Annotated in this window: 28 protein-coding genes; 10 read left to right on the top strand and 18 right to left on the bottom strand. The window is 58.7% G+C overall.

Translation table 11 applies throughout. From position 1 onward, the window contains the following. Positions 1-42 precede the first annotated feature (42 nt). The 5 genes from AC2FD8_RS15545 to AC2FD8_RS15525 all read left to right on the top strand — a co-directional run bounded on the left by AC2FD8_RS15545 (position 43) and on the right by AC2FD8_RS15525 (position 5,584). The gene (locus AC2FD8_RS15545) at positions 43-1,572 is read left to right on the top strand and encodes an ABC transporter ATP-binding protein (RefSeq protein ID WP_496857565.1); all 1,530 of its coding nucleotides are present in this window, start codon (positions 43-45) and stop codon (positions 1,570-1,572) included. 1 nt (position 1,573) lies between these two features. After that, positions 1,574-2,668, top strand: a complete 1,095-nt coding sequence (locus tag AC2FD8_RS15540; RefSeq protein ID WP_496857563.1) for an ABC transporter permease — start codon at positions 1,574-1,576, stop codon at positions 2,666-2,668. Continuing rightward, positions 2,668-3,636: an ABC transporter permease gene (locus AC2FD8_RS15535; RefSeq protein WP_496857561.1), complete on the top strand. Its 969-nt coding sequence runs from the start codon at positions 2,668-2,670 to the stop codon at positions 3,634-3,636. The genes AC2FD8_RS15540 and AC2FD8_RS15535 overlap by 1 nt, the downstream gene beginning before the upstream one ends. A 257-nt stretch (positions 3,637-3,893) precedes the next feature. Further along, positions 3,894-4,814, top strand: a complete 921-nt coding sequence (locus AC2FD8_RS15530; protein WP_496857559.1) for a sulfite exporter TauE/SafE family protein — start codon at positions 3,894-3,896, stop codon at positions 4,812-4,814. Between the two features lie 2 nt (positions 4,815-4,816). Continuing rightward, positions 4,817-5,584, top strand: a complete 768-nt coding sequence (locus tag AC2FD8_RS15525; RefSeq protein WP_496857557.1) for a TIGR02186 family protein — start codon at positions 4,817-4,819, stop codon at positions 5,582-5,584. A gap of 3 nt (positions 5,585-5,587) precedes the next feature. Here the strand turns inward: AC2FD8_RS15525 and AC2FD8_RS15520 are convergent, their stop codons facing one another. From AC2FD8_RS15520 to AC2FD8_RS15495, 6 genes are all read right to left on the bottom strand, one after another. Then, a complete protein-coding gene (locus tag AC2FD8_RS15520) occupies positions 5,588-6,316 on the bottom strand; it encodes an SDR family oxidoreductase (protein WP_496857555.1) in 729 nt (242 codons plus the stop codon). Beyond that, positions 6,313-7,845: an ATP-dependent DNA helicase gene (locus tag AC2FD8_RS15515; RefSeq protein ID WP_496857553.1), complete on the bottom strand. Its 1,533-nt coding sequence runs from the start codon at positions 7,843-7,845 to the stop codon at positions 6,313-6,315. Before AC2FD8_RS15515 ends, AC2FD8_RS15520 begins: the two co-directional genes overlap by 4 nt. Before the next feature lie 60 nt (positions 7,846-7,905). Then, positions 7,906-8,544: an acyl-homoserine-lactone synthase gene (locus AC2FD8_RS15510; RefSeq protein ID WP_496857551.1), complete on the bottom strand. Its 639-nt coding sequence runs from the start codon at positions 8,542-8,544 to the stop codon at positions 7,906-7,908. A gap of 83 nt (positions 8,545-8,627) precedes the next feature. After that, a complete protein-coding gene (locus AC2FD8_RS15505; protein WP_496857549.1) occupies positions 8,628-9,347 on the bottom strand; it encodes a helix-turn-helix transcriptional regulator in 720 nt (239 codons plus the stop codon). A gap of 365 nt (positions 9,348-9,712) precedes the next feature. Next, positions 9,713-10,999 carry a crotonyl-CoA carboxylase/reductase gene (ccrA, locus tag AC2FD8_RS15500; protein WP_496857547.1) on the bottom strand — a complete coding sequence of 429 codons (1,287 nt, stop codon included), beginning with the start codon at positions 10,997-10,999 and terminating at the stop codon, positions 9,713-9,715. A gap of 113 nt (positions 11,000-11,112) precedes the next feature. Continuing rightward, positions 11,113-12,501 carry a 1-acyl-sn-glycerol-3-phosphate acyltransferase gene (locus AC2FD8_RS15495; protein WP_496857545.1) on the bottom strand — a complete coding sequence of 463 codons (1,389 nt, stop codon included), beginning with the start codon at positions 12,499-12,501 and terminating at the stop codon, positions 11,113-11,115. 144 nt (positions 12,502-12,645) lie between these two features. Between AC2FD8_RS15495 and AC2FD8_RS15490 the strand changes: the two genes are divergently transcribed. The 3 genes from AC2FD8_RS15490 to deoD are packed head-to-tail and all read left to right on the top strand — an operon-like array spanning position 12,646 to position 15,788. After that, on the top strand, positions 12,646-14,613 hold the full coding sequence (locus AC2FD8_RS15490; protein WP_496857543.1) for a protein meaA: 1,968 nt from the start codon (positions 12,646-12,648) through the stop codon (positions 14,611-14,613). Further along, positions 14,555-15,055 carry an H-NS histone family protein gene (locus AC2FD8_RS15485; RefSeq protein WP_496857541.1) on the top strand — a complete coding sequence of 167 codons (501 nt, stop codon included), beginning with the start codon at positions 14,555-14,557 and terminating at the stop codon, positions 15,053-15,055. Before AC2FD8_RS15490 ends, AC2FD8_RS15485 begins: the two co-directional genes overlap by 59 nt. Positions 15,056-15,074: 19 nt before the next feature. Beyond that, entirely contained in the window at positions 15,075-15,788 is a 714-nt protein-coding gene (deoD, locus tag AC2FD8_RS15480) for a purine-nucleoside phosphorylase (protein ID WP_496857539.1), read from the top strand. A gap of 275 nt (positions 15,789-16,063) precedes the next feature. On the opposite strand, the gene AC2FD8_RS15475 is transcribed toward deoD, so the two are convergent. The 11 genes from AC2FD8_RS15475 to AC2FD8_RS15425 all read right to left on the bottom strand — a co-directional run bounded on the left by AC2FD8_RS15475 (position 16,064) and on the right by AC2FD8_RS15425 (position 24,040). Then, a complete protein-coding gene (locus AC2FD8_RS15475; protein WP_496857538.1) occupies positions 16,064-16,210 on the bottom strand; it encodes a hypothetical protein in 147 nt (48 codons plus the stop codon). A gap of 124 nt (positions 16,211-16,334) precedes the next feature. Continuing rightward, positions 16,335-17,114: a succinate dehydrogenase iron-sulfur subunit gene (locus tag AC2FD8_RS15470; protein ID WP_496857536.1), complete on the bottom strand. Its 780-nt coding sequence runs from the start codon at positions 17,112-17,114 to the stop codon at positions 16,335-16,337. Between the two features lie 13 nt (positions 17,115-17,127). Then, on the bottom strand, positions 17,128-17,754 hold the full coding sequence (locus tag AC2FD8_RS15465; RefSeq protein ID WP_496857534.1) for a sulfotransferase: 627 nt from the start codon (positions 17,752-17,754) through the stop codon (positions 17,128-17,130). 91 nt (positions 17,755-17,845) lie between these two features. Further along, positions 17,846-19,660 (bottom strand): succinate dehydrogenase flavoprotein subunit, encoded by a 1,815-nt coding sequence (gene sdhA / locus AC2FD8_RS15460; RefSeq protein WP_496857532.1) that lies wholly within the window; start codon positions 19,658-19,660, stop codon positions 17,846-17,848. Between the two features lie 22 nt (positions 19,661-19,682). Next, positions 19,683-20,054: a succinate dehydrogenase, hydrophobic membrane anchor protein gene (locus AC2FD8_RS15455; RefSeq protein WP_496857531.1), complete on the bottom strand. Its 372-nt coding sequence runs from the start codon at positions 20,052-20,054 to the stop codon at positions 19,683-19,685. Positions 20,055-20,064: 10 nt separating this feature from the next. Continuing rightward, the gene (gene sdhC, locus AC2FD8_RS15450; RefSeq protein ID WP_496857529.1) at positions 20,065-20,448 is read right to left on the bottom strand and encodes a succinate dehydrogenase, cytochrome b556 subunit; all 384 of its coding nucleotides are present in this window, start codon (positions 20,446-20,448) and stop codon (positions 20,065-20,067) included. Positions 20,449-20,661: 213 nt separating this feature from the next. Beyond that, positions 20,662-21,321, bottom strand: coding sequence for a DUF1194 domain-containing protein (locus tag AC2FD8_RS15445; protein ID WP_496857527.1), 660 nt, complete (start codon positions 21,319-21,321; stop codon positions 20,662-20,664). A gap of 53 nt (positions 21,322-21,374) precedes the next feature. Beyond that, positions 21,375-22,403, bottom strand: a complete 1,029-nt coding sequence (locus tag AC2FD8_RS15440; protein ID WP_496857525.1) for a MaoC family dehydratase — start codon at positions 22,401-22,403, stop codon at positions 21,375-21,377. Continuing rightward, a complete protein-coding gene (locus tag AC2FD8_RS15435) occupies positions 22,403-22,609 on the bottom strand; it encodes a DUF1737 domain-containing protein (protein WP_170378966.1) in 207 nt (68 codons plus the stop codon). Before AC2FD8_RS15435 ends, AC2FD8_RS15440 begins: the two co-directional genes overlap by 1 nt. Before the next feature lie 15 nt (positions 22,610-22,624). Next, a complete protein-coding gene (locus tag AC2FD8_RS15430) occupies positions 22,625-23,176 on the bottom strand; it encodes an NnrU family protein (RefSeq protein WP_496857523.1) in 552 nt (183 codons plus the stop codon). 6 nt (positions 23,177-23,182) lie between these two features. Beyond that, a complete protein-coding gene (locus tag AC2FD8_RS15425) occupies positions 23,183-24,040 on the bottom strand; it encodes an HpcH/HpaI aldolase/citrate lyase family protein (RefSeq protein ID WP_496857521.1) in 858 nt (285 codons plus the stop codon). Positions 24,041-24,209: 169 nt separating this feature from the next. On the opposite strand from AC2FD8_RS15425, the gene AC2FD8_RS15420 reads away from it, so the two are divergent. Further along, complete coding sequence (locus AC2FD8_RS15420) at positions 24,210-24,515, top strand: hypothetical protein (protein WP_496857519.1); 306 nt, start codon at positions 24,210-24,212, stop codon at positions 24,513-24,515. On the opposite strand, the gene AC2FD8_RS15415 is transcribed toward AC2FD8_RS15420, so the two are convergent. Then, positions 24,512-25,267 carry a sulfite exporter TauE/SafE family protein gene (locus AC2FD8_RS15415; RefSeq protein ID WP_496857517.1) on the bottom strand — a complete coding sequence of 252 codons (756 nt, stop codon included), beginning with the start codon at positions 25,265-25,267 and terminating at the stop codon, positions 24,512-24,514. The genes AC2FD8_RS15420 and AC2FD8_RS15415 overlap by 4 nt on opposite strands. A 161-nt stretch (positions 25,268-25,428) precedes the next feature. Between AC2FD8_RS15415 and mdh the strand changes: the two genes are divergently transcribed. After that, positions 25,429-26,391 (top strand): malate dehydrogenase, encoded by a 963-nt coding sequence (mdh, locus tag AC2FD8_RS15410; RefSeq protein WP_496857515.1) that lies wholly within the window; start codon positions 25,429-25,431, stop codon positions 26,389-26,391. Positions 26,392-26,695 lie beyond the last annotated feature (304 nt).

Here is a 26,695-nt window from a genome sequence, read left to right as displayed (position 1 = left end):
TGCCGCGAACCGCGCGGCCTTTCGGCAACCCAAGGACAAGACATGACCGTCCCCGCCATTGAGCTCAAAGGGATTTCCAAAGCCTTTGGGCCGGTTCAGGCCAACAAAGACATTTCCATCAGCGTCGCCCCCGGCACGATCCACGGGATCATCGGTGAAAACGGTGCGGGCAAATCCACGCTGATGAGCATTCTCTACGGCTTCTACAAAGCCGACAAAGGTGAGATTTGGATCAACGGCACCAAGACCGACATTCCCGACAGTCAGGCGGCCATCGCCTCTGGCATCGGGATGGTGTTCCAGCACTTCAAGCTGGTCGAAAACTTCACCGTTCTGGAAAACATCGTTCTGGGCGCCGAAGACGGCGGGCTGCTGGCCCCGTCTCTGGCCAAGGCCCGCAAAGAGCTGAAAGCGCTGGAGGAAGAGTACGAGCTGTTCGTCGACCCCGACAAGCGCATCGATGAAATCGGCGTGGGCATGCAGCAACGGGTCGAGATCCTCAAGGCGCTGTATCGCAAGGCCGAGATCCTGATCCTTGATGAGCCCACCGGGGTTCTGACCCCGGCCGAGGCCGACCAGCTGTTCCGCATCCTCGATCGTCTTCGGGCCGAAGGAAAAACCATCATCGTGATCACGCACAAACTGCGCGAGATCATGGAGAACACCGATACCGTCTCGGTCATGCGGCGCGGAGAGATGACGGCCACGGTGAAAACCTCCGAGACCAGCCCTGAGCATCTGGCCGAACTGATGGTGGGCCGCAAGGTCCTGCTACAAGTCGACAAGGTGCCCGCGCAGCCCGGAAAACCCATTCTTGAGGTCGAAAACCTGCGCGTGTTCGATGCGGCGGGTGTTGAACGTGTCAAAGGCATCGACCTGACCGTCCGCGCCGGAGAGATCGTCGGCATCGCAGGCGTCGCAGGCAACGGCCAGTCGGAATTGCTGGAAGTTCTGGGCGGGATGCGTCCCGGTGAGGGGTCGATCAAGCTGAACGGTACGTCGCTGCCCCTCAGCGGGGCCGGGTCCGACGGTCAGGCGCGTCGCGCGCAGCACATCGCACATGTGCCCGAGGACCGTCAGCGCGAAGGTCTGATCATGGATTTCCATGCCTGGGAAAACGTTGCCTTCGGCTATCACCGCGACCCGGCCTACAAGCGCGGCCTGTTCATGGACAACGCCGCCCTGCGCGCGGACACCGAGGCCAAGATCGAGAAATTCGATGTGCGCCCGCCGAACGGTTGGCTGACCGCCAAGAGCTTCTCGGGTGGCAATCAGCAGAAAATCGTCGTCGCACGCGAGATCGAGCGGAACCCAGATCTGCTACTGGTCGGCCAGCCGACCCGCGGCGTCGACATTGGCGCGATCGAATTCATTCACAAACAGATCGTGGCCCTGCGCGACCAGGGCAAAGCGATCCTTCTGGTCTCGGTCGAGCTGGAGGAGATCTTCTCGCTCTCTGATCGGATCGCCGTAATGTTTGATGGACATATCATGGGTGAGCGTCTGCCCCATGAGACCGATGAAAAAGAACTGGGCCTGCTGATGGCCGGTGTTGCGGGAGAGGCCGCGTAGCATGGAAAAAATGCCCAAATGGGCCGATGTCGTCCTGATCCCGGTGATCAGTCTGCTATTGGCCACGATCCTGTCGGCGCTGGTGATCCTCGCCATCGGAGAAAACCCGGTTGAGGCCGTGAACCTGATGGTCACAGGCGCGTTGGGGTCAACCTATGGCTGGGGCTATACGCTCTACTACGCGACCAACTTCATGTTCACCGGGCTGGCGGTGGCCGTGGCCTTTCATGCGCGGCTGTTCAATATCGGCGGTGAAGGTCAGGCCATGCTGGGTGGTCTTGGTGTCGCCATGGTGTGTCTCTACATCCCCTGGCCGCATTGGAGCATCGCTCTGGTAGCTGCAGCGGTGGGTGCTGCTGTATTCGGCGCGGCATGGGCCGCAATCCCGGCCTACTTGCAGGCCAAACGCGGCAGCCACATCGTGATCACCACGATCATGTTCAACTTTATCGCAGCCGCCTTCCTGAACTACATGCTGGTCAATGTCATGCGCCCGCAAGGTTCGCAGGACCCGGCGACCGCGCGCTTCCCCGAGGCGGTGCACCTGCCGACCTTCCAATCCATGTTCTCAACCGCTGAAAACGTGATGTTCCGCGGCGCGCCGGCCAATATTTCGTTCTTCGTGGCGATCATCGCCTGTTTCGTGGTCTGGGCACTGATCTGGCGCACTCGGCTGGGATATGAAATTCGGGCCTATGGACATTCGGAAACCGGTGCCGTCTATGCCGGGATCTCGCCGGTTCGCATCACCATCATCGCCATGCTGATCTCGGGCGGGCTGGCCGGTCTGATGGCCATCAACAATGTAATGGGTGAGGCCGAGCGTCTGGTGCTAAACTCAACCGAAGGCGCAGGTTTCATCGGAATCGCCGTAGCCTTGATGGGTCGTTCGCACCCGTTCGGCGTGTTCCTTGCCGCACTTCTGTTCGGCTTCCTCTATCAAGGCGGTGCCGAACTGGCCTTGTGGACATCCATCCCGCGCGAATTGATCGTCGTCATTCAGGCGCTGGTGATCCTGTTTACCGGAGCGTTGGACAATATGGTGCGGATGCCGCTTGAAAAGCTGTTCCTTGCCCTGCGGAAGGAGCCTCAGTGATGGATTCGTTCGTAACACTGATCCAGGTTCTCGATTCCACCGTCCGCCTGGCGACACCCTTGCTGCTGGCCTGTCTGGCGGGCCTCTATTCCGAGCGCGCCGGGATTTTCGACATCGGGCTTGAGGGCAAAATGCTGATCTCGGCCTTCTTCTCGGCGGCTGTGGCGGCGGTGACCGGCTCAGTCTGGTTAGGGTTGTTGGCGGGGATCGCGGCATCTTTGGTTTTGTCGGCATTACATGGCGTTGCTTCGATCACGTTCCGGGGCAATCAACTGATCTCGGGCGTGGCCATCAACTTTCTGGCCTCAGGCCTGACGGTTCTGATCGCGCAAAGCTGGTTCAAGCAGGGTGGGCGCACCCCGTCGCTGTTCGGGCAAGGCCGGTTTGAGCCGATCAACTTCCCCTTCGCCGAAGCGCTGAGTGACGTGCCCTTCATCGGGCCGATCTATTCCGAGCTGCTGTCGGGCCATTCGATCCTTGTCTATATCGCCTTCCTGATGGTGCCCGCGACGTGGTGGATCCTCTATCGCACCCGGTTCGGTCTGCGGTTGCGCGCGGTGGGTGAAAACCCGGCCGCCGTGGACACAGCCGGTGTTTCGGTCGTTGGTCTGCGCTTTGCGGCTGTCGCCATCTGCGGTGTGCTCTGCGGTATCGCAGGGGCCTATCTGGCAACAGCCCTGCAGGCCGGGTTCGTCAAGGAAATGACCGCCGGTCGCGGGTTCATTGCACTTGCGGCACTGATCTTTGCGAAATGGCGGCCCTGGCATGCGATGTGGGCCTGTTTGCTGTTTGGCCTGCTTCAGGCCATCGCGCTGCGGTTCCAGAATATCGACCTTGGCGGCATCGTGATCCCGGTACAGGTGATGGACGCCCTGCCCTATATCCTGACCGTGGTGATTCTTGCGGGCTTCGTCGGCAAGGCGGTTCCACCCCGCGCCGGGGGCGAGCCCTACGTAAAAGAGCGGTGATAAGTCCAGTTCAGAGCCAAATCTGGGTCCTGTTCGCTGCAGAGCGGCATGCAGAGTTGATTTTGCATGCCGCAACCGCTCTAAGAGGGTATGTGCGTGTTTCCTCTGATAGAAAAGAGTCCAACCCCCCTCTCGTATTTGCCAAAGGCGAGTGGTAGGCCAGTGACCGCAGCACCCGATATTCAGGCTGCACGCAATTCCGATGTCGGCGAATCCGCCGCGTTGCACAGCCGAACTCAATACGTCTAGAGCATACCATGCAGATTTACCTTCCGATTGCCGAAGTCTCCGTCAACGCCTTTTTGCTGCTAGGGCTAGGAGGCATGGTCGGCGTTCTGTCGGGCATGTTCGGCGTTGGCGGCGGGTTCCTTATGACGCCGCTGCTGTTCTTTATCGGCATCCCCCCGGCGGTTGCTGTCGCGACCGAGGCCAACCAGATCGTCGCCTCGTCCTTCTCGGGCGTTCTGGCGCATTTCAGGCGAAAGACGGTCGATTTCAGGATGGGCACGGTGCTATTGATCGGCGGTTTGATCGGGGCCGCGCTTGGCGTTGTGGTGTTCAACTACCTCAAGAGCTTGGGTCAGGTCGATCTGCTGGTGACCCTTTGCTATGTCGTTTTCCTTGGCGTGATCGGCAGCCTGATGTTCGTCGAAAGCCTGCGGGCCTTGCGAAAGTCCAAGAAAGGTGGGGCCGCGCCTGCCAAACGCCGTCAGCGCGGCTGGGTCCATGCGATGCCGTTCAAGATGCGCTTTCGCACCTCGGGTCTGTATATTTCGGTGATACCGCCGGTTCTGGTCGGCCTCTGTGTGGGCGTTCTGTCGGCCATCATGGGCGTCGGCGGCGGCTTTATCATGGTGCCCGCGATGATCTATCTGCTGGGCATGCCCACCAAGGTTGTGGTCGGAACGTCCTTGTTTCAGATCATTTTCGTAACCGCCTTCACCACGATGCTACACGCCACCACGAACTACACCGTGGATGTGGTTCTGGCTGTTCTTCTTCTGGTCGGCGGCGTTGTTGGCGCCCAGATCGGGACCGTGATCGGCGCCCGCATGCCAGCCGAGCAATTGCGGGTTCTGCTGGCCGCGCTGGTTCTGGTCGTCTGTGGCAAGCTGGCGCTTGATCTGCTTCTGGAGCCGTCCGAGCTGTATTCGCTTGGCGCTGGTGGGGGACACTGATCATGGTCCGCTCATTCATTGCTGCCCTGTGCCTGTTCTGCCTGCCCGCCGCCGCCGCTGAAGAGCAGGTGGTCCTAGGTCTTAGCCAGGATCGGGTCGCCATTACCGCCACATTCGACGGATCTGAAATTCTAATTTTCGGGGCCATTAAACGCGAAGCCCCGATTCCCGAAGGTCCTCCGCTTGAGGTGATCGTTACCGTAGCCGGTCCGTCCGAGCCGCTGACCGTTCGCCGCAAGGAACGCAAGTTGGGGATCTGGGTGAACATCGACAGTGTCGTGGTCGACCTGGCCCCCAGCTTCTACGCTGTTGCCACGAGCGGGCCATTCAAAGAAATCCTTACCAATACTGAGGATCTCCGCTATCGGATTTCAATCGAACGGGCCATCCGCTCGGTCGGGGCGGCCATGCATGTCGAGGGTGCGCAGGATTTTGCGGATGCCGTTATACGCATTCGCGAAAGCGAAAGCCTGTATTCGATCCGCGAAAACACGGTTGCGGTCGATGAACAGACCCTGTTCCGCACTTCAATCGACATGCCCGCCGACCTGACCGAAGGTGACTACGCAGCACGTATTTTCCTGACGCGGGGCGGCCAGGTGGTGTCGCAATACGAAACCACAATCGACGTGCGCAAAGTGGGGCTAGAACGGTTCCTCTACAACATGTCCCGCGAACAGCCCATCTGGTACGGGCTGATGTCATTGTTTATCGCGATTGCCTCTGGGTGGGGTGCCTCGACAGCTTTCCGTCTGCTGCGCGAAAAGTAGCGCTCAGCCCCGACCGATATAAGGCATGGTCGTAGCCATTACGGTCATGAATTGCACGTTGGCCTCGGGCGGTAGATTTGCCATGTGCAACACCGATCTGGCAGCGTCTTCCACATCCATGGTCGGGTCGGGCGTCGTACCGTCTGCGATCGCGGCGTCGACCAGCCCCTGCACCATCTGGGTGCGGGCATTTCCGATGTCGATCTGACCACAGGCAATGCCAAAATCGCGCCCGTCCAAAGACAAGCTGCGCGTCAGGCCCGTAATGGCATGTTTCGTCGCCGAATAATGCACCGAGTTCGGGCGCGGCACATGCGCGGCGATTGAGCCATTGTTGATGATACGTCCGCCTTGCGGGGATTGGTGACGCATGATCCGAAACGCCTCACGCGCGCTCAGGAACATGCCGTTGAGGTTGACATTGACACTCTGGTACCAGTCCTCCAGCGCGATTTCGTCAATCGTGCCCCCGGGCGCGAATATGCCCGCGTTATTGAACAAAACATCCAGCCGCTCGGCCCTATTCGAAAAAGACCGGAAGGCGCGCGCAATCGCAACCGGATCGGTCACATCCGCGACCAGAGGGATGGCGTTGCGATGCCCTTCGGCCATTTCTGTCAGTTTGTCTTCGCTGCGCGCCAACAGGCCGACGATCCAGCCCTCGGCCAGAAACAGCTCGGCTGTGGCTTTTCCGATCCCGGAACTCGCACCGGTTATGAGGATGGATTTCATATCTCTTCCGACTCCAGTGTCAGGGTCGCCGCCGGTATGGCACGCAGATCATCAACGCGCAGAGGATGGGTGGGTTTGGACAACCGATTGCGCACCACCCAGATCAACCGTTCCTGCGCGCGGGTGATGGCCACATAGGCAAGCCGCTTCCACAGGGGTTGTCCGGCCTCACTCCGGCCCATACGGGCAGCGGCGTAGATGTCGGGCGCAAAGACCTGCACCGTATTCCATTGCGAACCCTGTGCCTTGTGGATGGTCACCGCTGCCCCATGCAGAAAGGTCGCGCCCATACGCGCGGCAAAGGGGATGAACGGCTCCTCTTCATCCGGCTTTTCGATCTGCACTATCGACGCCGCACTGACCTGAGGGTCCTCGGCCCCCATCACATGCAGGCGCGAGAAACCGGGCTTTCGCCCCGGCCCCAGATAGATGACCTGCGCACCTTTGATCAGGCCGCGCGCCTCAAGATCCAACCGTTTCTTTCGGTGCTTCAACGGCAGCTCGATCCCGTCGCAGATCAGCGGCTCACCTTCCAGCAGCTCTGTCTCGGGCGCGCCGTGGACGTTTCGGAAAGCCTGAATCAGACGGATGCGTGTTGCGTTGCGCCAGACCAGAACCGGGCTGCGGGCCATCAGGTCAACCTCGACCCGCTGACCCCAGACCACACGGTCATCGCGGCGCGCGGTGTCCTCGACCAGACGCTCGAAATCCTCAAACCCCATGGCGGGGTCGGCGAGAGCATGGGCCAGATCCAAGATAGGATTGTCGGCATCCTGACGGTGTATGCGGTGCAGGGTCAGCTTGCGCGGCTCAGGCAGGGTTTCGAACACCATGCTGCCGGATTGATTCACCGGTGCCAGCTGTGCCGGATCGCCAAACAACAACAGCGTCGGAAAAATCTCTTTCAGATCATCAAACTGGCGGTCATCCAGCATCGAGGCTTCGTCGACAAAGCCAACGTCCAACGGTTCTTCCCGGCGTTTCCAGCCGGTAATGAAGTCCGACCCGCGCAGACCTGCAGCGGCCAGAGCACCGGGGATCGACTTGTTGTTCTGATAGAAGGCTGCCGCGCGATCCAGCGCCTCATCCGTCAGGCCTTCGATTTCGGGCCGTTCGTCATTGCCCGCAAGCCATTCAGCGATGCGTTCATATTCAGGGTCGTAGACCGGCGTATAGAGAATGCGGTGGATGGTCGTCGCGGGCACCCCCCGCAGGCGCAGCACGCTGGCGGCCTTGTTCGTGGGCGCCAGAATCGCCAGGCTGCGCTTGTCGCGGGATTTGCGGCTTTCATAGTCGCCCGAGACGATCTGAACGCCCGTATCGGCCAGCGCCTTGTACAGTTCTGCCAGCAGCAGGGTTTTGCCCGAACCGGCCTTGCCGATCACCGCCATCACCCCGGATTCGCCGTTTCCGGGCAGTTTCAGCAGGGCATCATCTTCAAGGTCCACCCCGGCAGAGCGCAGCATCTCGGCGATGCTGTCATAGGCGGCGGCCTGATCTTCTGAGAAGGTAACATTCGGCAAAGACATGGCGCGACCCTACAGGGCCGCGCCACCCTTCACCAGATACGGATTTGGGTTTTCCAAGGCCTAAGCTGACAGCGCAAATCGATGCTGTTTGGCCGGGCCGAACGCGGTCCTGAACCATAGGCGCGAAAGCTCACGCGGGATGCCCGCCCGTTCGGCCACGCGGTTGCAATCATCCGCAGAATAAGGCCACAGACCAACCGAGATTTGATCGCGCCCTTTCCCCTCGGCCCCCAGCACAATCGGAGACGACCCGATCAGACGATAGATCCGGATCATCCGCGCATCAAAGACACCCGCGATATGGGTCAGGCCGAAGCCCTCCATCATTTCGCCCCCGCTCAGCATGATGGCTCCGGCCGTGTGCGGGCTGGCCGTGCGCGACAGGCAAAAGCGCGTGACCTCCCAGATCAGAGGGCTGCAGATCGGCTGACCTTCGTTCAGATGACCGAACACCTCATTTACCATGACCGGACCCGTGGTCGGCAGAACCCGCATCGAGCCGCCATGGCTGCCATCAGGTTCTTCCCAAATCACATAGAGCGGGTTGAGGTCATCATATTGATCCCGCTCCTCTCCCTTTTCATTGACGTAAACGTCCCATCCCAGCCTGGTCTTGAACTGGTCCGCGCGATCGCGAAACATACCTTCGGCCAAAGCTGGAAAATTATGCAGCTCATCCGCATACAAATAACGCAACATGATTAATTCCCCTTGTCGTCCTGTGCAGGAACGAAAGGGGTACGAAGTCGCAGTTAATTTACTGTTTTAGGACCGTACGTTGCTTAAGCGACTATTAACCCTCGGCTGAGCGCGGTTGCGATCGCATGCGTCGTGTTCTGCGCGCCCAGTTTCGAGCGCGCGCTTTCAATATAGACCCTGAGCGTGTGTTCCGAGATCGACAGCGAATGCGCGACCTGCGCGCGGCTGAAACCCTGCGCAAGCAAGGTCATCGCATCAATTTCACGCGGGGACAGACCTCGGGTCGCTTCAGGCTGCCTTTCTTTTTCAAACTCCAGCGCTTTGCGGTTGATGTAATGCGCCACAAGAATCAACTCGCGCCCGAAAGTCGAGATGAACTCCTGCCAGGCAGCATCGTCGCAACTATGACTGACGGTAAATAGTGCAAACTGCCCGTTCGGCCCCCGGATCGGAATAGAATAGCCCTGATTGCCCACCCCATGTTCCAATGCATCCTGAAGAAACGCCTTGGAAACCTTGCTGGACCAGTCCAGCGCCTTCCAGTCGACCGGGTGAAATCGTTGGAAACAGCCTACAATCACCGGGTCGATACGGTGATAGTTCTTTTCGCGATACCGTTCGTCCCAGGCATCGGAATAGGTGGTATAGCCGTACTGATCCCCGGCGGCATCCACCCAATGATATGTCAGATGTTCGACTTTCAGACAGTCGCGCAGGCGAATGGCGACCGCGCCAAGCTCATCAAGCGTGCTGGTGTTTTCCAAATCCTTCAGGATCTGACCCAAATCGAGTTCTGTTCCCATCCGCGGGCGCCCGTGCCTTATCTGTCATGGACGCAATCTCGGCCGCGGCGATCAGCTTGGTGTCATCCAGCTGTTCGGCCAAGGCGGTCAACCCATTCGCGACAGCGAACGCGTTGAGGTCCGACAATACGTCCAGTATCCACTCATTTTGCGCCATAAGGGTCTCTCTGAAACAGTTAACGAAGTGTTAACAACAACCATAACATGTGTGATCTTTTTGACCTATTCACCGGTTTCTACTCCCCAAAAATAGGGAAGGACAAAATTCCAACCTGTTGAAAGGAAAAAGGGGCCGCCAGAAAGGCAGAACACCCGCGTATCGAAAATCCGATTCACGGGTGTTTTTTGTCTATTTCAGAATAGGTTTACGGACGCGCGTCCAGAACCTCTTCCAATGTGCGCATGCCGGTGCGCGGGGCCTGAACCAGAACCGACATGTTGCCCGGCTTGTGTTCGTTGCGCAGCATCTTCATATGCGCTTCGGGCAGATCGTTCCACGCGAACACTTCCGACATGCAGGGATCCAGACGACGCTCGACCATCAGCTTGTTTGCGGCTGCCGCTTGCTTCAGATGCGCAAAATGCGACCCCTGCAGGCGTTTCTGGTGCATCCACATATAGCGCACGTCAAAGGTACAGTTGAACCCGGAGGTGCCAGCGCAGATCACGACCATGCCGCCCTTTTTCACCACGAAGGTCGACACCGGGAAAGTGCTTTCGCCCGGGTGTTCGAACACCATGTCAACGTTGTTACCCTTGCCGGTGATGTCCCAGATCGCTTTGCCGAACTTGCGGGCCTCTTTGAACCATTCGGCATATTCAGGCGTGTTGACCGTGGGCAGCTGACCCCAGCAGTTGAAATCCTTGCGGTTCAGTACGCCCTTGGCGCCCAGCCCCATTACGAAATCCCGCTTGCTTTCGTCCGAGATCACACCGATCGCATTCGCGCCCGCCGTGTTGATCAACTGGATCGCGTAAGACCCCAGACCGCCCGACGCGCCCCAGACCAGAACGTTCTGACCGGGCTTCAGGTCATGAGGCTCATGCCCGAACAGCATCCGGTAGGCTGTCGCCAGCGTCAGGGTGTAGCAAGCCGCCTCTTCCCAGGTCAGATGCTTGGGGCGCGGCATCAGCTGTTGCGCCTGCACCCGGGTGAACTGGCTGAATGACCCATCCGGAGTTTCATATCCCCAGATGCGCTGGCTGGGCGAGTACATCGGATCGCCGCCGTTGCATTCTTCGTCGTCGCCATCATCCTGATTGCAGTGGATCACCACCTCATCGCCGACCTTCCAGCGCTTGACCTTGTCACCCACGGCCCAAACAATGCCCGACGCATCCGAACCGGCGATGTGATAAGGGGCCTTGTGGCCATCAAACGGGCTGATCGGCTGACCCAAAGCGGCCCAGACGCCATTATAGTTGACGCCCGCCGCCATCACGAGGACGAGAACCTCGTTACTATCCAGCTCGGGAATATCAACCACTTCCTGCTGCATCGCAGTGTCTGGGTCTCCGTGACGCTCTTTGCGGATCGCCCAAGCGTACATCTGCTTGGGCACAAACCCCATCGGAGGAATTTCCCCCATTTCATAGAGGTCCTTTTCGGGTGCCTCGTACGACGCGATACCGCTTTCGGTGTCCAAAGCCATGCTGGCCTCCTTTTTCAATACCTTTGCCGCGACGCAGAATCGCCGCCTGTGCTACAGCAGGGATAGGAGGGGTTGCGCAACATTGCAACCATGTTTGGATCATTTTTGTAATTTTATGACCCTGCAGGTGCAGAAATATCCTTCGCGAGCGCAGCATTCAAAGATTTCAACTGTTCGGGTACCGAGTCTGCGTAATATTCCAAAAGATCCTCGCGCTGCCCTGACAGGTCCAAAATACCGCCCGCGCGGGTCAGAATGCGCCGCTCGACCATTTGATCCACTGCGCTTTTGATCGCGCCCTCTGCCTCCGCAAGTGCCAGGCCATCGGCCTCCATAAGGGCAAGGATACGGCTCCGTATCTCGTGTTCGGGCATTGGACCGTTTTCGCGCAGCAGCCAGCATGCGGCCGGACCAGGCACCAAGGGAATCGCTGCGCCAATTCGTTGCATCAACGCGCGGGCGAGGTCAGTCATGACCTCATCCCCGGCGCGCGCCTCGAATTCTTTCAGCGAGATCGGCTCACCATACCGAACCGCGGCCAGTCCGAACCGCTTGTAGCGACCAATAAGACGACGCCAGACCTGTTTGAGAACCCAACTTGTGATCACCCCGATCCGGGCGCGAAACCGTCGATCGGTTCCGAGGGCGGCGCGCGTCAGAATCGTATCCTCAAGCACGCGGTCATAGTTCAGGGCCACGGGCACAAACACAACATCGCGCCCCTCGGGCGAGGTGCCATCGATGATGTATTTCAACAACCCCAGCTTAGGCCGCCCCAATGCGCCGGTCAGACTTAGCCCGCCTTCGGGGAACATCGCTTGTGTGACCCCCGCCTCGGTCGCGTGGCGAACATAGCTGGCCAGAACCTGACGATATAGCTCACTGCCCGATTTGCGTCGGATGAAATAGGCCCCCATTGCCCGGATCAACCGGCTGAGCGGCCAAACCCGCGCCCATTCACCCACGGCGTAAGACAGGGCGGATTGCTGCGCCGCCAGATAAGTGACCAGAACATAGTCCATATTGCTGCGGTGGTTCATCACAAAAACAACCGTCGCCTCGGGGTCGATATCCTTGATCGCGCTTTCATCCTTATAGCTGAGATGAACGTTGTAGAACGTGTTGCTGAGCAACCGGGACAGGCGAATGGCAAAGCTGAAATAGGCAAAGGCGGAAAAGGACGGCACGATCTCCCGCGCGTATCGGCGGGCTTTTTCGAACGCAACGGCTTCGGGGATACCTTCGTCATGGGCATGCTGCTGGACAGCGTGCCCGACTTGAGGATCGTAGATAAGCCGCTGAATCATGTCGTGCCGCCGCGCCAGCTTGAACGGCTGGATTGGCCGTTGCAGACGCGTGTTTAAGCGAGAGACCGCCCTCTCAAGCCTGCGGCGAAAGAACCAGCGGACAGACGGGAACAGAAAATGCGAGGCAAACGTGACCATGGCAAAGACCACAATCAACAGGAATAGCCACAGCGGAAGTTCCACGGTTCTCATCATCGGGTCACACTGCCACCAATCGAGACGGCTCACAATCTAGACAATTCACAGATGCCGCAACGCAGCGAATTGACAATGCCCGAAAATTGCGATTTAGAACCCACATACGTAATTTTGTTACCCATCGAACCACGAGGCCCGCCCATGACGCAGATGCAGAAAGACCGCCCCTGGCTGATCCGGACCTATGCCGGCCATTCCACCGCCAGAGCTTCGAACGCGCTGTATCGCGGCAACCTTGCCAAAGGTCAGACCGGCCTGTCGGTGGCTTTCGATCTGCCGACACAAACGGGCTATGACAGCGATCATACGCTGGCGCGGGGTGAGGTGGGTAAGGTGGGTGTGCCGATCTGCCATCTGGGCGACATGCGGGTCCTGTTCGATCAGATCCCGCTGGAGCAGATGAACACCTCGATGACGATCAATGCGACAGCCCCGTGGCTGCTGGCGCTTTACATCGCCGTGGCCGAGGAGCAGGGCGCGGATGTTTCGAAACTACAAGGCACCGTTCAGAACGATCTGATCAAGGAATACCTCAGCCGCGGCACCTATGTCTGCCCGCCCAAGCCATCGCTGAAAATGATCGCGGATGTGGCCGAGTATTGCTATACCAACGTGCCGAAATGGAACCCGATGAACGTGTGTTCATACCACCTGCAAGAGGCCGGCGCGACACCCGAACAGGAACTGGCCTACGCGCTGGCCACGGCCATCGCTGTGCTGGATGAGCTTCGCCCGCGCGTCCCTGCCGAGGACTTCCCCGCCCTGTGCGGACGCATTTCCTTCTTCGTGAATGCTGGCATCCGTTTTGTTACCGAAATGTGCAAAATGCGGGCCTTTGTCGATCTTTGGGATGAAATCCTGCAAGAACGCTATGGCGTCGAGAACCCCAAGTTCCGCCGCTTCCGCTATGGCGTTCAGGTGAACTCGCTGGGTCTGACCGAGCAGCAGCCGGAAAACAACGTCTACCGTATCCTGATCGAGATGCTGGCCGTGACCCTGTCGAAAAAGGCCCGCGCCCGTGCCGTGCAGTTGCCCGCGTGGAACGAGGCGCTTGGCCTGCCCCGTCCATGGGATCAGCAATGGTCGATGCGAATGCAGCAGATCCTAGCCTATGAGACGGACCTGCTTGAATATGACGACCTGTTCGATGGCAACCCGGCGGTTGATGCCAAGGTCGAAGAACTCAAAGAGGGCGCGCGGGCTGAGTTGGCCAATCTCGACTCTATGGGCGGTGCTGTCGCCTCGATCGAATACATGAAGTCCCGCCTTGTCGATTCCAATGCGGAACGCCTGAACCGCATCGAACGGAACGAGACCATTGTGGTCGGCGTGAACAAATGGGTCGAAGGTGAACCCTCGCCCCTGCAGACCGAGGATGGCGGCATTATGGTCGTCGACCCGGCGGTCGAGCAGGAACAGATCAATCGACTGAACGACTGGCGGGCAGAGCGTGATGACGCAGCCGTAACGGCGGCTTTGGCTGCACTGCGTGAGGCCGCGCAAACCGGCGCGAATGTCATGGAGCCCTCGATTGCTGCGGCCAAGGCCGGCGCAACCACAGGCGAATGGGCCGAGGAAATGCGCAAGGTCTACGGCACCTATCGTGGTCCGACCGGCGTGTCTGGTTCGGTCTCGAACAAAACCGAAGGGTTGGAGGATTTGCGCGCCTCGGTCGATGCGGTCAGTGACCGGCTGGGGCGTCGTTTGAAGTTCCTGGTGGGCAAGCCCGGTTTGGATGGCCATTCGAACGGAGCCGAGCAGATCGCCTTCCGCGCCCGCGATTGCGGCATGGATATCAGCTATGACGGCATTCGCCTGACGCCGGAAGAAATCGTTTCCGCCGCGTCCGAGGATGATGCCCATGTAATCGGCTTGTCGATCCTGTCTGGCAGTCATCTGCCTCTGGTCGAAGATGTGATGGCCCGTCTGAAGCAGGCAGGTCTGTCGCATGTGCCGGTTATCGTTGGCGGAATTATTCCTGACGAAGATGCCGAGGCTTTGAAGAAAATAGGCGTCGCCCGAATTTACACGCCGAAGAATTTCGAGCTGAATGCAATTATGGGTGATATCGTCGCGCTGGTGGACCCGCAGGAAATCGCTGCCGAATAAAAACTCGTTTGGAAAAACTCTTGAAGGCTATTCCCGAAATCAAGGGAATGGCCTATATCCGCGTGTGGAAATGCGGCTTGTATTTTACAACCGCAACCACTCACGCCTGAAAGAGGGAAAAATAATGGGACTTGAGCTTGAAAACATGTCGCGCAATGAACTTCTACAATTGCGCGACGATATTGATAAAGCCCTGGTAAATGCCGAAAAGCGCGAGCGTAAAGCCGCTCTGGAAGCTGCTGAAAAGGCCGCTGCAGAGTTCGGATTTCCTCTGTCAGATCTCTTGGATGGTTCTTCGAAAAGCACCAAGCAACAGAAATCAAAAGCGAAATACCGAAACCCGAACGCGCCCGATCAAACCTGGACGGGACGTGGGCGCAAGCCTAAATGGGTGCATGACGCGCTGAATTCCGGCACCGATATCGCCGAGTTGGAAATCTGAATTTGAGGGCGTTTTAGAAATGACAATTCATATTGGCGCAGAAAAAGGTGACATCGCTGAAACCGTTCTATTGCCCGGAGATCCCTATCGGGCAAAATGGGCGGCGGAAACCTTTCTGGATGACGTTCGGTTAGTCAATGATGTACGTGGCATGCTCGGGTTTACCGGTACGTGGAAAGGAAACCCCGTCACTATTCAGGGCAGCGGCATGGGAATGCCTTCGCTTTCCATTTACGTAAACGAATTGATCCGGGATTTCGGCGCAAAGACACTGATCCGCATCGGTTCCTGCGGCGGTATGCAGGACAGCGTCAATGTCCGGGATGTTATTCTGGCTATGACGTCGACCACGCTCAGCACGCCGTCCCGAGGCATCATGAAGGAACTGAACTTCGCGCCCTGCGCCGATTGGAGCCTGCTGCACGCCGCAGCCAATGCGGCGGCGGCCAAGGGAACACCGACCCATGTGGGCGGGATCTATTCGTCAGATGTCTTCTATGATGAGCGCCCCGATCTGAACGAACAGATGGTGCGTCACGGCATTCTGGGGGTCGAGATGGAAGCGGCCGAGCTTTACATTCTCGCGGCCAGACACAAATGCCGGGCGCTTGCGGTTCTGACCGTCTCGGACCACCTGCTGACGGGCGAGGCCCTGCCCTCATCCGAGCGAGAGCGCAGCTTTGGCGACATGGTCGAGATCGCGCTGCAAGCGGCCTTCCCGGACGCTGCATAACGTGAAACGGGCCGAGCATGTCTGGGCCCGATTTCTATTTACCGATTGATTGCCGCAGACATTTCGAAGGACGATCTAGACCATCTGATGTCGCGCCGCAAAAGGCGCAGACCCACATACCTTCGTCTCGGTGCTGACGCCAGCGACAGTCGCGCGTCAGCGAAGACGTGCGAGATCGCCAGAAGAAATAGGCGAAAACCCCGGCGGCCAGAAGAAGCAGAAGAACAGGCATAGTTCTGTTTGGCCCGTTCCAGCCGCAAATGGCAAGGCTGGTGTCACGCTGCGTTTGCGTATTCGAAAAGTTCAGGCTCTCGCTGATCTTCTGCGACAGCTGGTTCAGGCGTGTAGTACGCCCAAGCTTGCTCCAACAGGGTCAGAGCTTCCTTGGCGTCGGTTTTCGGTGTGTTTGTTTGTGTACTCATCGGAGTGATCCTGATTTCATCACTCCTCCCTTTTGCAAACATACCGCGTCAGTGGTCTGACGACATCGGACGTTTTTGCAAAGGGGGCATGCGCTTGCCGCAGCACGGCAAGCGCTCCGGTCGATCAGACAGAGCGTTCGACCATCATCTTCTTAATCTGCGCAATCGCTGCTGCCGGGTTCAGACCCTTCGGGCAAGTCTTGGCACAGTTCATGATCGTGTGGCAGCGATACAGCTTGAAGGGATCCTCCAGCTCATCCAGACGCTCGCCCGTAGCTTCATCGCGGCTGTCGATGATCCAGCGGTAGGCATGCAGCAGCGCGGCGGGGCCGAGGTAACGGTCGCCGTTCCACCAATAGCTCGGGCATGAGGTCGAGCAGCTGGCGCACATCACGCATTCATACAGGCCGTCGAGCTTTTTGCGGTCTTCGATGGACTGCTTCCACTCTTTCGCGGGGCGGTTGGTTTTGGTTTCCAGCCACGGCATGATCGAGGCGTGCTGCGCGTAGAAATGCGTCAGGTCGGGGATCAGGTCCTTGACCACAGGCATATGCGGCAGCGGATAGATTTTCACGTCGCCCTTGATCTCATCCATACCGTAGATACAGGCCAGCGTGTTGATCCCGTCGATATTCATCGCACAGGAACCACAGATGCCTTCCCGGCACGAACGGCGGAAGGTCAGGGTCGGATCGATCTCGTTCTTGATCTTGATCAGCGCGTCCAGAATCATCGGGCCGCAGCTGTCCATATCGACGAAATACGTGTCGACACGCGGGTTCTGTCCGTCATCGGGGTTCCAGCGATAGATCTGGAACTTGCGCAGGTTCTTCGCGCCGTCCGGTTTGGGCCATGTCTTACCGGTCGTAATCCGGGAATTCTTGGGCAGGGTCAGTTGAACCATGTCAATTCTCCATTCAGCCTGTCCGGGCGCGGTCAGACGCGCCTCGATTGTGGTGCCCCCAATGGGCAGCGTTCACGTCAAAATCCGCTGACAACCAGTCGGCAATCGCCTGAGGGTCGTCGCGGTCGATATCAAAGCGCAGGAACCTTGGGTTCCCGTCGAAATAGGCCTGCACCTCGGCGTGATGTACGTCATACATCCGTCGCCAGCCCTGTTTCACGTCGTCTGCGCCCATCCCGTTGGCCTTGCAGCAGCGTTCGAGATAGCCGCCATTGCTGTGCAGCGCGCGCGACAAAATCCAATCCTCGCGATCGCGCGTGTTCAGCAGGAAATAGGCATCCGGATAAGCCGCATGCAATTCGCGGAAGAACCGCGTGCCATCCAGCATGAACCGGGCATTCACAAAGGCAATGTCGGTAAAGGCCCGGACGGAACCGAACCCCTCCAGAGGTTTCCGACCCATGGCGATATTCGTCACCATTTTCTGGGCCAGATTGTCGCCCTGATCATCCACCCAATGCGCCGACGCAATGCCGCTGTTCTGAAACAGCTTGTGCAGCGACGTGGTGGCGCAGCGGTTCAAACCGATCAGGATGATCTTTGGGTCTCGCCGGCCCGAGGGCAGTTGTTCAACCGTCATGGCAAGCACCCCTCACCGCGCCCGAAAGGGGCGTTTGTCGTGTCGGTGGGTATGTGGCGCTTGCACCGCATTGCCTTCTGTCCGCTCCTGATCAGAACGTCCGCGCTTTGGGCGCGATTTTCTTGAGGCTGATGCCGCCTTCGGCTTCGGTGCTCAGCGGATCGACGATCACCGGGCGATAGCTGAGATCAACCTTGGTGCCGGTTTCATCCACACGGCTGACGGTGTGAACCCGCCAGTTTTCATCGTCCCGTTCGGGATAGTCCTCATGCGCATGGGCGCCACGGCTTTCGTGACGGGCCTCGGCGCTGACGATGGTCGAGATTGCCGACGGCATCAGGTTCGTCAGCTCCAGCGTCTCCATCAGGTCCGAGTTCCAGACCAGCGAGGTATCCGTCACTTTCAGATCGGACATCTTGCCCGCGATTTCCGTCATCGCCTCGACCCCTTCTTTCATGGTCTTGGCTGTGCGGAACACCGCGGCGTCGCGCTGCATCGTTTTCTGCATTTCCAGACGCAGATCAGCGGTCGGGGTGGCCCCTTGCGCGTAACGCAGCCCGTCAAAGCGTTCGAACACTTTCTCGATCTTGTCAGCCGAACTGGTCGGCACCGGGCTGTCGCGATCCACAACCTTGCCGGCGCGGATCGCCGCCGCACGTCCAAAGACCACGAGGTCGATCAGCGAGTTCGACCCAAGCCGGTTGGCCCCATGGACCGAGGCACAGCCAGCTTCACCGACGGCCATCAGGCCCGGAACCACGGCTGTCGGGTCTTCTTCGGTCGGGTTTATCACCTCACCCCAGTAGTTGGTCGGAATACCACCCATGTTGTAGTGAACCGTCGGCAGAACCGGGATCGGCTCTTTAGTGACGTCAACACCGGCGAAAATCTTTGCACTTTCCGAGATACCGGGCAGGCGCTCGGCCAGAGCTTCAGCCGGCAGGTGTGACAGGTTCAGGTGGATGTGGTCGCCTTCACCACCAACACCACGGCCTTCGCGGATTTCCATGGTCATCGAACGCGAGACATAGTCACGCGGCGCAAGGTCCTTGTACTGGGGCGCGTACCGCTCCATGAACCGTTCGCCTTCAGAGTTGGTCAGGTAACCGCCCTCACCCCGTGCGCCTTCGGTGATCAGGCAACCCGACCCGTAGATGCCGGTCGGATGGAACTGAACGAACTCCAGATCCTGCATCGGAAGACCCGCGCGCATGACCATACCGCCGCCGTCACCGGTGCAGGTATGGGCCGAGGTGGCGCTGAAATAGGCGCGGCCATAGCCGCCGGTCGCCAGCACAACCATCTTGGCGTTGAAGACATGCATTGTGCCGTCGTCCAGTTTCCAGCAGACAACGCCCTGACACTGGCCATCATCGCTCATCAACAGGTCGATGGCGAAATATTCGATGTAGAATTCGGCGTTGTTCTTAAGCGACTGACCATAGAGCGTATGCAGGATCGCGTGACCGGTCCGGTCCGCGGCCGCACAGGTGCGCTGCACGGCGGGGCCTTCGCCGAACTCGGTGGTGTGACCACCGAAGGGGCGCTGATAGATCTTGCCTTCCTCGGTGCGGCTGAAAGGTACGCCGTAGTGTTCCAGCTCATACACCGCCTTTGGCGCTTCGCGCGCGAGGTATTCCATCGCATCGGTATCACCCAGCCAGTCCGAGCCCTTGACCGTGTCATACATATGCCACTGCCAGTGGTCCGGCCCCATATTGGACAGGGACGCGGCAATACCACCCTGCGCCGCAACCGTATGCGATCGTGTCGGGAAGACCTTGCTGACACAGGCCGTGCGCAGGCCCTGCTCGGCCATGCCCAGTGTTGCCCGCAGACCGGCACCACCTGCGCCTACGACAACGACGTCGTATTCGTGGGTTTCATATTCATATGCTGCTGTCATTGTTCTTGTTCCTTATCGCGCGTCACAGGGCCAGCTTGATCAGGGCGAACAGCCCCGCAGCCATCAGCGTGTAGCCAAGCGCCCACATCGCAACGAGAGAGATTTTCTCAAGAATCCCATGGATATAGTCTTCGATGGTTTCCTGCGCCTCATACATAAGCTGCTGCAGACCCACGACCAGCGTCAGGGCAGTGACAATCGCTGGGAAGGGGCGGCTGAAATAAGCCAGAACCTCTTCGTACGTGCCGCCGAGGCCCATTCCAAAGGTGATGACAAATACGGGGACCAGCACGGTCAGGATCATCGCGCGCACCATGGTCCGCCAATGGGTTTGTGTTCCCGATTTCCCTGCGCCCAGGCCCTGCGCGCGTTTGCGGTCGGTCAGATATCGCATGTCCGTCTCCTTAAACCACAAGCACGGTGAGAATGGTCAGGACGGTGGCCCCGATGAACATGCCCATCCCCAGCTTTTCCGAGGTGTTCACGTCGAGGCAGTAGCCGAAATCCCAAAACACGTGACGCAGGCGGCCCAGCGTATGATACCAAAGCCCCCAGGTCGCGACGATCAGGATCAGCATGCCGAACCAGCTGGTCAGGAACCCGTCGATCAGCGCAAATGCACTTTCCGAAGTTGACGCGGCCAGCAGCCACCAGACGACCAGAATGGCAACGGCAAACACCCCAAGGCCGGACAATCGGACCATGATGGACGACATGGATGTCATCTGCGGGCGGTAGATCATAATATGTGGCGAGAGCGGGCGGTTGCCCCGATTGACATCGGCCATGGCGGCTCCTCTTACTTTGGCTACCAGTGGTTTTACTGGTTTTTGCGCTTCTGTCACGTGCTGCACCTGCAAAAACAGGTAAAATTGCCCCAAAAACCGCGATTTTGGCAAAATGTGATCACGCAATTTGTTGGTGTGATCACAAATTATATATCCCTGATACTATGTTAGCGTTTTCAAGGCTCAGGCAATGTGATCACGAATCTCTGCATGTTAGCGAAAACTTGCAGATTGCTGCGTCACCTCGCGCAGCAGCTTTTTTCGTATCCGTTCGGGATAATCTGCAAACCCCGAGGCCGAGACCACAAAGGCCCCCTCTCCGAAGATGACGTTCTCAAAGAAATAGGCCGTCAGATCCGGTTCGCTTTCTTCTATGGCTATGGCGTTTACCGTCACGCCTCGATCTTTCAGAAGGCCGTGGATCTGCGTCGGCTCGATCCCTTCGTTGGAAACTCCATCGCCCGAGATATCAATCAGCAACCGCCTGCATTCTGCCACGTCGTCGAACCGGAGCAGGGTGGCTTCCAAAGCCTCTCCGATTGCGGTCGAGAAATTGCGCCAGACCCTCGGATCCTGCGCGACCTGATCAGCGAACTTCTCCAGAGCGATAAAACTGTCAATCTTCGTCCACGGGATTGTCACCCGCTGGCGGGAGGCACCCGTCCATTGCACCAGCATCAACCGCGCCTGACCACGTACCAAGGCCTCGGACACCACGGGGTCGCGCAGCCCAGCGGCGAGGCCATCCATCTGAATGCGGTATTCGCCGCTATCGACAGAGCCAGAAACATCCACCGCCAAGGCCAGCGCCAGATCACACGCCCAGGCGGGGCGTGCAAGGCACAGGAAAAGTGTGAGAAAACGCAGAAACATGCCGACACCCTAGCACGGATTGCGGGTGCTGCATTCACATCACTGTAACCTAATTAGATCGGCATCAGGGCCCAATAATCGAGGTCCAGCAACACATCTGACGTGTATTTTCCGTCTTCGCCACGCAGTTCGAATGGCGCGCCGCCTTTGGTCGCCACCAGACGCAAACGGATCGCTCCAACCCCGGGCACGCCGGTTTCGGCCTTGTCCAAAACCTCGGACCACGCCTTGATCGTGTCTCCTGCGAAACAGGGATTGGCATGTGCGCCGCCATTGAGACCCACGATCATCTGCGCATTGGCCAACCCGTTGAACGACAGGGCCCGCGCCATCGAGATCACGTGGCCGCCATAGATCAGGCGGCCTTCGGGGCGGAAGGTCAGGTCGAAATGCACCTTGGCCGTGTTCTGCCACAGGCGCGTGGCCAGCATATGCTCGGCCTCTTCCACGGTCACACCATCCACATGGTCGATGGTCTCGCCGATCTCATAGTCGCCCCAGCGATGCGGCTCACCTGCAAGGGTGAAGTCGTAGTTCGAGAAATCCAGCCCCTCGGGGATGACAAGATCGCTCGGCTCCAACACTTTCTTCAACTCGGGCACAACCGTTTCCGGTGCCGGCGCATCCGGGTTTGCCTTGCGCACCATCACCCAGCGGACATATTCCATGACCACTTCGTCCAACTGGTTCAGGCCGCGCGTCCGAACCCAGACCACGCCAGTCTTACCGTTCGAATTCTGCTTTACCCCGATCACCTCGGACACCGACCGCAAGGTATCCCCCGCATGAACCGGCAACAGCCAGCGCCCTTCGGCATAGCCCAAATTGGCCACGGCGTTCAGCGAGATATCGGGCACCGTTTTGCCGAACACCACGTGGAAAGCCGCCAGATCATCAATCGGGCTTTCCTGCAAACCACAGGCCCGCGCGAACTCATCCGAGGAATACAGCGCATGACGCGCAGGATAGAGTGCGTGATAAAGGCCGCGCTCTCCTTCCGTCACGGTGCGTGGAACGGCGTGCGGCAGCACCTGCCCGACGGAATAATCCTCGAAAAAGCGGCCCGGATTGGTTTTTGCCATTATTGCTGTCCCAGTTTCATCTCAGGTGAATAGTCCGCGTCGACCTCTTTGGTCACGGCCTGCGCGCATCGCATGACGTTGTTGGCCTGATCGAAGGCGTAGGAGGGATCGCCATAAAGCTCCCACCCTTTTGCCAAGGCATCCGACACTTTGTGACAGAAGGCCGAGGTGTCCTCCTCGGTCAGCAGACGATAGAGTTTTGCCATTCTTTCAGGTCCTTATCATCCAAATGGAGACGGGCCGACCAGCCCGTGGATATAGCCGATCACACCCAGCAGCACGATCGAGGCAACAAAGAACATCGCGTCCATGCCATAGGTGCCGGGTTCACCCGGGGTCCAGTTGGGTTCGGATTTGTTGATCACGATCACTTCGACCACGGCCCAGGCCAAAAGCCCGCCAAACAGGACGATCGAGGCCAGATCTCCATTCACCAGCAAATGCGCAAAAGCCCATAGCTTAAACCCGCCCAGCATCGGATGGCGCAGCTTGTGCAGCAGGCGGCCTTTTTTGGGGGCCGGGCTCATCATGTAGATCGCGATCAGCACCAACAGATTGTTGATGTGGGTCATGAAGCTTGGCGGCGCCCAGACATAAATGAACTCGGTCATGCGGTAACCGAAGATCATCAGCAGGATCGCGGCCAACAGCGCGAGCGCCACAGCCCCCTTGCCGCCATCGCCCATGGCCGCGCGCTGCGCAGGCATCACGCGTTTGAACAGATGTGCGGCCCACCATAGCGCCACACCAAGGATCAGTAGAACAAAGCCCATGCTGGCTTACCCCGCTTGCAAAGCTGAAATCGCCTCCGCTTTTGCCAGAATTTCGCGGGCAGTTACAACATGCAGGTTTTCGACGATCTTACCGTCGACAACTGCAACGCCCTGCCCTTGCGCCTCGGTTTCCTCAAACGCGCTGATCTGACGGCGGGCGAGGTCGATCTCGTCATCCGACGGGGCGAAGGCGGCGTTGGTGACCTCGACCTGCGCTGGGTGGATCAATGTCTTGCCATCAAAGCCCATATCGCGGCCCTGATCGCATTCAGCGGCCAAACCATCGGTGTCCTTGAAGGCGTTGTAGACGCCGTCGACGATGATCAGCCCTTCGGCCTTGGCCGCCAGCAGACAAAGGCCAAGCGAGGTCATCAGCGGCAAACGATCCGGGCGGAAACGCGTTTGCAGGTCCTTGGCCAAATCGTTGGTCCCCATCACGAAACCCGCCATAAGCGGATGCGCTGCAATCTCGGCTGCATTCAGCATCCCGCGCGGGGTTTCCATCATCGCCCAGATCGGCAGGTCCCCTGTGATGGCGGCGAGCGCATCCACATCTGCGGCCGAGTTCACCTTGGGCAACAAAACCGCATCCGCATCCATCTCGCGCACGGCTTTGGCGTCATCTGCGCCCCACGGAGTATCCAGCCCGTTGATGCGCACGATCTTGACCCGAGGGCCGTATCCTCCAGCGGCCAGAGCTGCCTTGAGGGTCTCGCGCGCATTAACCTTTTCGTCGGCAGACACTGCGTCTTCGAGATCGAAGATGATGGCATCAACCGGTAAGGTGCGGGCCTTGTCCAAGGCCCGGTCACGCGAACCGGGAATGTATAGAACCGAGCGATAAGGGCGCTGACGCGGGTGCATTGGCCTCTCCCGTTGAAATAATGTTGCGCGGAAAGGGGCATTTTTTTCAGGAAAGTTCAAGACAAAAATCGCCGCAGCGCAGCATAAATGACGCAACGCTCTTTGCTTTAATGCAATATCACCCTCTTGCCCGCAGTCTTTTGGCGATTTGTGACAGATGGGGTCAGAGATGAATAAGACAGTTTTGAAGATGACAATCGGGCTGGGAATCATGGCCCTCGCGGCACAACAGGTTCAGGCGCAGGCCCGCAATTGCGCCCCTCGGGCCGACGTGTTGCAACGCCTTGCGGAAACCTATGGCGAAACGCGCCGGGGGATCGGCATCGCCCGTCAAGGTGCCGTGATGGAGCTGTTTGCCTCGGACCAATCCGGCAGTTGGACGATCACGGTGACCCTGCCAGATGGGATGACCTGCCTTGTGGCGTCGGGGCAGGCCTATGAGCAGATGGCCGATGCCCTGCCGCCTAACACCTAAGTCAGCGCGTCCCAGATCAGCTTGCCTCCGGTCAGGGTCAGCAACACATAGGCGATGCCAAAGAATAGGCGTTCGGACAGCATGAAATGCGCCCGGACACCTAGCCAGGCCCCCAATATGGCGAACGGGGTCAGCAGAAGATCCGCCAGCGCCGTGTGCCATGTGAACAGGCCAAGATAGGCGTAGGGCACGAACTTCGCCGCGTTGATCACCCAGAACACCAAAACGGTTGAGGCCTGAAACTCGGTCTTCGACAGGCGCTGGGACAATAGGTAAACAGCAGCCGGTGGGCCACCCGCATGGCTGACAAAGCTGGTAAACCCGGCCACCACCCCCGCGAACAGACCCGCAGAGGAAGGCAACCGACGGGTGAAGCCGCGAATCCAGCCCCTGCTTTGGGCGACGTGCCAGATCACAAACCCGACCGAGATCCCTCCGATCAGCAGGCGCAGCAGATCGTCATCCGTCACGCGATATAGCCAGGCACCCAACAGAACACCCGGAACCGCACCCAGGATCAGCAGACGCGAATCTGGCCAGCTCCAGCGTTTCCAGTAGGGTCCCAGCGTGGCCACGTCGATCACCATGAGAATCGGCAGCATCAGCGCCAGCGCCTGCCCCGGCGTCAGGATCAGAGCCAGAATCGACGAGGACGCAAAGGCCACGCCCGACCCGAACCCACCCTTCGAGATGCCCGCAAAGATCACCGCCGGGATCGCCACTGCAAAAAACATCAGGTTCAATTCAAACATGCAGCGTCCCGGGAATTGGCTTGATTCAAAGGCGGTTTAGCGCAACCGGATTGGGAATGGCAAACGGTATGCGGTGGCATGCCGCGTTGCAGGACCCTTGCGCAAAACCCATTTAGCGACTAGCAAACCCGCGATTTCAATACCGACCGGAGATATTCCAAATGGCCAGACCCAAGATAGCGCTGATCGGCGCTGGGAACATCGGCGGCACGCTTGCGCATCTTGCAGCTGTCAAAGAACTCGGTGACGTCGTCCTGTTTGACATCGCTGACGGACTGCCTCAGGGCAAGGCGCTCGACATCGCCGAGTCCGGCCCGTCCGAAGGCTTTGACGCCGCTATGTCGGGCACCAGCGACTATGCGGATATCGCAGGCGCAGACGTGTGCATCGTCACCGCAGGTGTCGCCCGCAAACCAGGGATGAGCCGCGATGACCTGCTGGGCATCAACCTGAAAGTCATGAAATCGGTCGGCGAAGGCATCGCAGCCCATGCACCCGACGCATTCGTGATCTGCATCACCAACCCGCTGGACGCGATGGTCTGGGCGCTGCGTGAATTCTCGGGCCTGCCGCACAACAAGGTCTGCGGCATGGCGGGCGTTCTGGATTCGGCGCGTTTCGCGCATTTCCTGTCGGAAGAGTTCAACGTCTCGATGCGCGATGTCACCGCATTCGTTTTGGGCGGTCATGGCGACACCATGGTGCCGTCGGTGCGTTATTCCACCGTCGCTGGTATCCCGCTGCCCGATCTGGTCGAGATGGGCTGGACCACGCAAGAGAAACTGGACGCCATCGTTCAGCGCACCCGTGATGGCGGCGCCGAGATCGTTGGCCTGCTGAAAACCGGCTCAGCCTTCTATGCGCCTGCGACCTCGGCGATCGAAATGGCCGAAGCCTTCCTGAAAGACCAGAAACGCGTTCTGCCCTGCGCGGCCTATTGCAACGGTGAGCTGGGTGTTGACGGGTTGTATGTGGGCGTGCCCACTGTCATTGGCGCAGGCGGTGTCGAGCGGATCGTCGACATCAAGCTGAACGAAGACGAACAAGCCGGTTTCGACAACTCGGTCAACGCCGTGAAAGGCCTGATTGAGGCGTGCAAGGGCATTGATGGCTCGCTGGCTTAAACCCCTGTAGAACCAATTCTGGAACCGGCCCTGATTGGGGCCGGTTTTTTTGTGCGGTCCACCCAATGAGATTCCAATCTAACGCCGGGAATGTTAGGGCAAACGTCGCAAATGCCTAATTTGAACCGGTTTTAAAACTCCGCTCGCCGTAGGTTCGAATCAATCATTGTTCTGCTCAATTTTGTGATCACACCCTAAAAACCCGTGATCACAAATGTGAAAAATCTTCACTAAAAACCACTCGGAGATCAAAAAAGCCTTTATAAATGCGCCCTAGACACCTCTATATCGGTTTAATCGTAGT

This window comes from Ruegeria sp. YTSC192 (assembly GCF_059609705.1).
This window is presented reverse-complemented; position numbering and strand designations above follow the sequence as displayed.

Excerpts from the sequence above, each read along its gene's own strand:
- AC2FD8_RS15545 (WP_496857565.1), top strand. The coding sequence starts at position 43 with ATGACCGTCCCCGCCATTGAGCTCAAAGGGATTTCCAAAGCCTTTGGG.
- AC2FD8_RS15540 (WP_496857563.1), top strand. The coding sequence starts at position 1,574 with ATGGAAAAAATGCCCAAATGGGCCGATGTCGTCCTGATCCCGGTGATC.
- AC2FD8_RS15535 (WP_496857561.1), top strand. The coding sequence starts at position 2,668 with ATGGATTCGTTCGTAACACTGATCCAGGTTCTCGATTCCACCGTCCGC.
- AC2FD8_RS15530 (WP_496857559.1), top strand. The coding sequence starts at position 3,894 with ATGCAGATTTACCTTCCGATTGCCGAAGTCTCCGTCAACGCCTTTTTG.
- AC2FD8_RS15525 (WP_496857557.1), top strand. The coding sequence starts at position 4,817 with ATGGTCCGCTCATTCATTGCTGCCCTGTGCCTGTTCTGCCTGCCCGCC.
- AC2FD8_RS15520 (WP_496857555.1), bottom strand. The coding sequence starts at position 6,316 with ATGAAATCCATCCTCATAACCGGTGCGAGTTCCGGGATCGGAAAAGCC.
- AC2FD8_RS15515 (WP_496857553.1), bottom strand. The coding sequence starts at position 7,845 with ATGTCTTTGCCGAATGTTACCTTCTCAGAAGATCAGGCCGCCGCCTAT.
- AC2FD8_RS15510 (WP_496857551.1), bottom strand. The coding sequence starts at position 8,544 with ATGTTGCGTTATTTGTATGCGGATGAGCTGCATAATTTTCCAGCTTTG.
- AC2FD8_RS15505 (WP_496857549.1), bottom strand. The coding sequence starts at position 9,347 with ATGGGAACAGAACTCGATTTGGGTCAGATCCTGAAGGATTTGGAAAAC.
- ccrA (WP_496857547.1), bottom strand. The coding sequence starts at position 10,999 with ATGGCTTTGGACACCGAAAGCGGTATCGCGTCGTACGAGGCACCCGAA.
- AC2FD8_RS15495 (WP_496857545.1), bottom strand. The coding sequence starts at position 12,501 with ATGATGAGAACCGTGGAACTTCCGCTGTGGCTATTCCTGTTGATTGTG.
- AC2FD8_RS15490 (WP_496857543.1), top strand. The coding sequence starts at position 12,646 with ATGACGCAGATGCAGAAAGACCGCCCCTGGCTGATCCGGACCTATGCC.
- AC2FD8_RS15485 (WP_496857541.1), top strand. The coding sequence starts at position 14,555 with ATGCAATTATGGGTGATATCGTCGCGCTGGTGGACCCGCAGGAAATCG.
- deoD (WP_496857539.1), top strand. The coding sequence starts at position 15,075 with ATGACAATTCATATTGGCGCAGAAAAAGGTGACATCGCTGAAACCGTT.
- AC2FD8_RS15475 (WP_496857538.1), bottom strand. The coding sequence starts at position 16,210 with ATGAGTACACAAACAAACACACCGAAAACCGACGCCAAGGAAGCTCTG.
- AC2FD8_RS15470 (WP_496857536.1), bottom strand. The coding sequence starts at position 17,114 with ATGGTTCAACTGACCCTGCCCAAGAATTCCCGGATTACGACCGGTAAG.
- AC2FD8_RS15465 (WP_496857534.1), bottom strand. The coding sequence starts at position 17,754 with ATGACGGTTGAACAACTGCCCTCGGGCCGGCGAGACCCAAAGATCATC.
- sdhA (WP_496857532.1), bottom strand. The coding sequence starts at position 19,660 with ATGACAGCAGCATATGAATATGAAACCCACGAATACGACGTCGTTGTC.
- AC2FD8_RS15455 (WP_496857531.1), bottom strand. The coding sequence starts at position 20,054 with ATGCGATATCTGACCGACCGCAAACGCGCGCAGGGCCTGGGCGCAGGG.
- sdhC (WP_496857529.1), bottom strand. The coding sequence starts at position 20,448 with ATGGCCGATGTCAATCGGGGCAACCGCCCGCTCTCGCCACATATTATG.
- AC2FD8_RS15445 (WP_496857527.1), bottom strand. The coding sequence starts at position 21,321 with ATGTTTCTGCGTTTTCTCACACTTTTCCTGTGCCTTGCACGCCCCGCC.
- AC2FD8_RS15440 (WP_496857525.1), bottom strand. The coding sequence starts at position 22,403 with ATGGCAAAAACCAATCCGGGCCGCTTTTTCGAGGATTATTCCGTCGGG.
- AC2FD8_RS15435 (WP_170378966.1), bottom strand. The coding sequence starts at position 22,609 with ATGGCAAAACTCTATCGTCTGCTGACCGAGGAGGACACCTCGGCCTTC.
- AC2FD8_RS15430 (WP_496857523.1), bottom strand. The coding sequence starts at position 23,176 with ATGGGCTTTGTTCTACTGATCCTTGGTGTGGCGCTATGGTGGGCCGCA.
- AC2FD8_RS15425 (WP_496857521.1), bottom strand. The coding sequence starts at position 24,040 with ATGCACCCGCGTCAGCGCCCTTATCGCTCGGTTCTATACATTCCCGGT.
- AC2FD8_RS15420 (WP_496857519.1), top strand. The coding sequence starts at position 24,210 with ATGAATAAGACAGTTTTGAAGATGACAATCGGGCTGGGAATCATGGCC.
- AC2FD8_RS15415 (WP_496857517.1), bottom strand. The coding sequence starts at position 25,267 with ATGTTTGAATTGAACCTGATGTTTTTTGCAGTGGCGATCCCGGCGGTG.
- mdh (WP_496857515.1), top strand. The coding sequence starts at position 25,429 with ATGGCCAGACCCAAGATAGCGCTGATCGGCGCTGGGAACATCGGCGGC.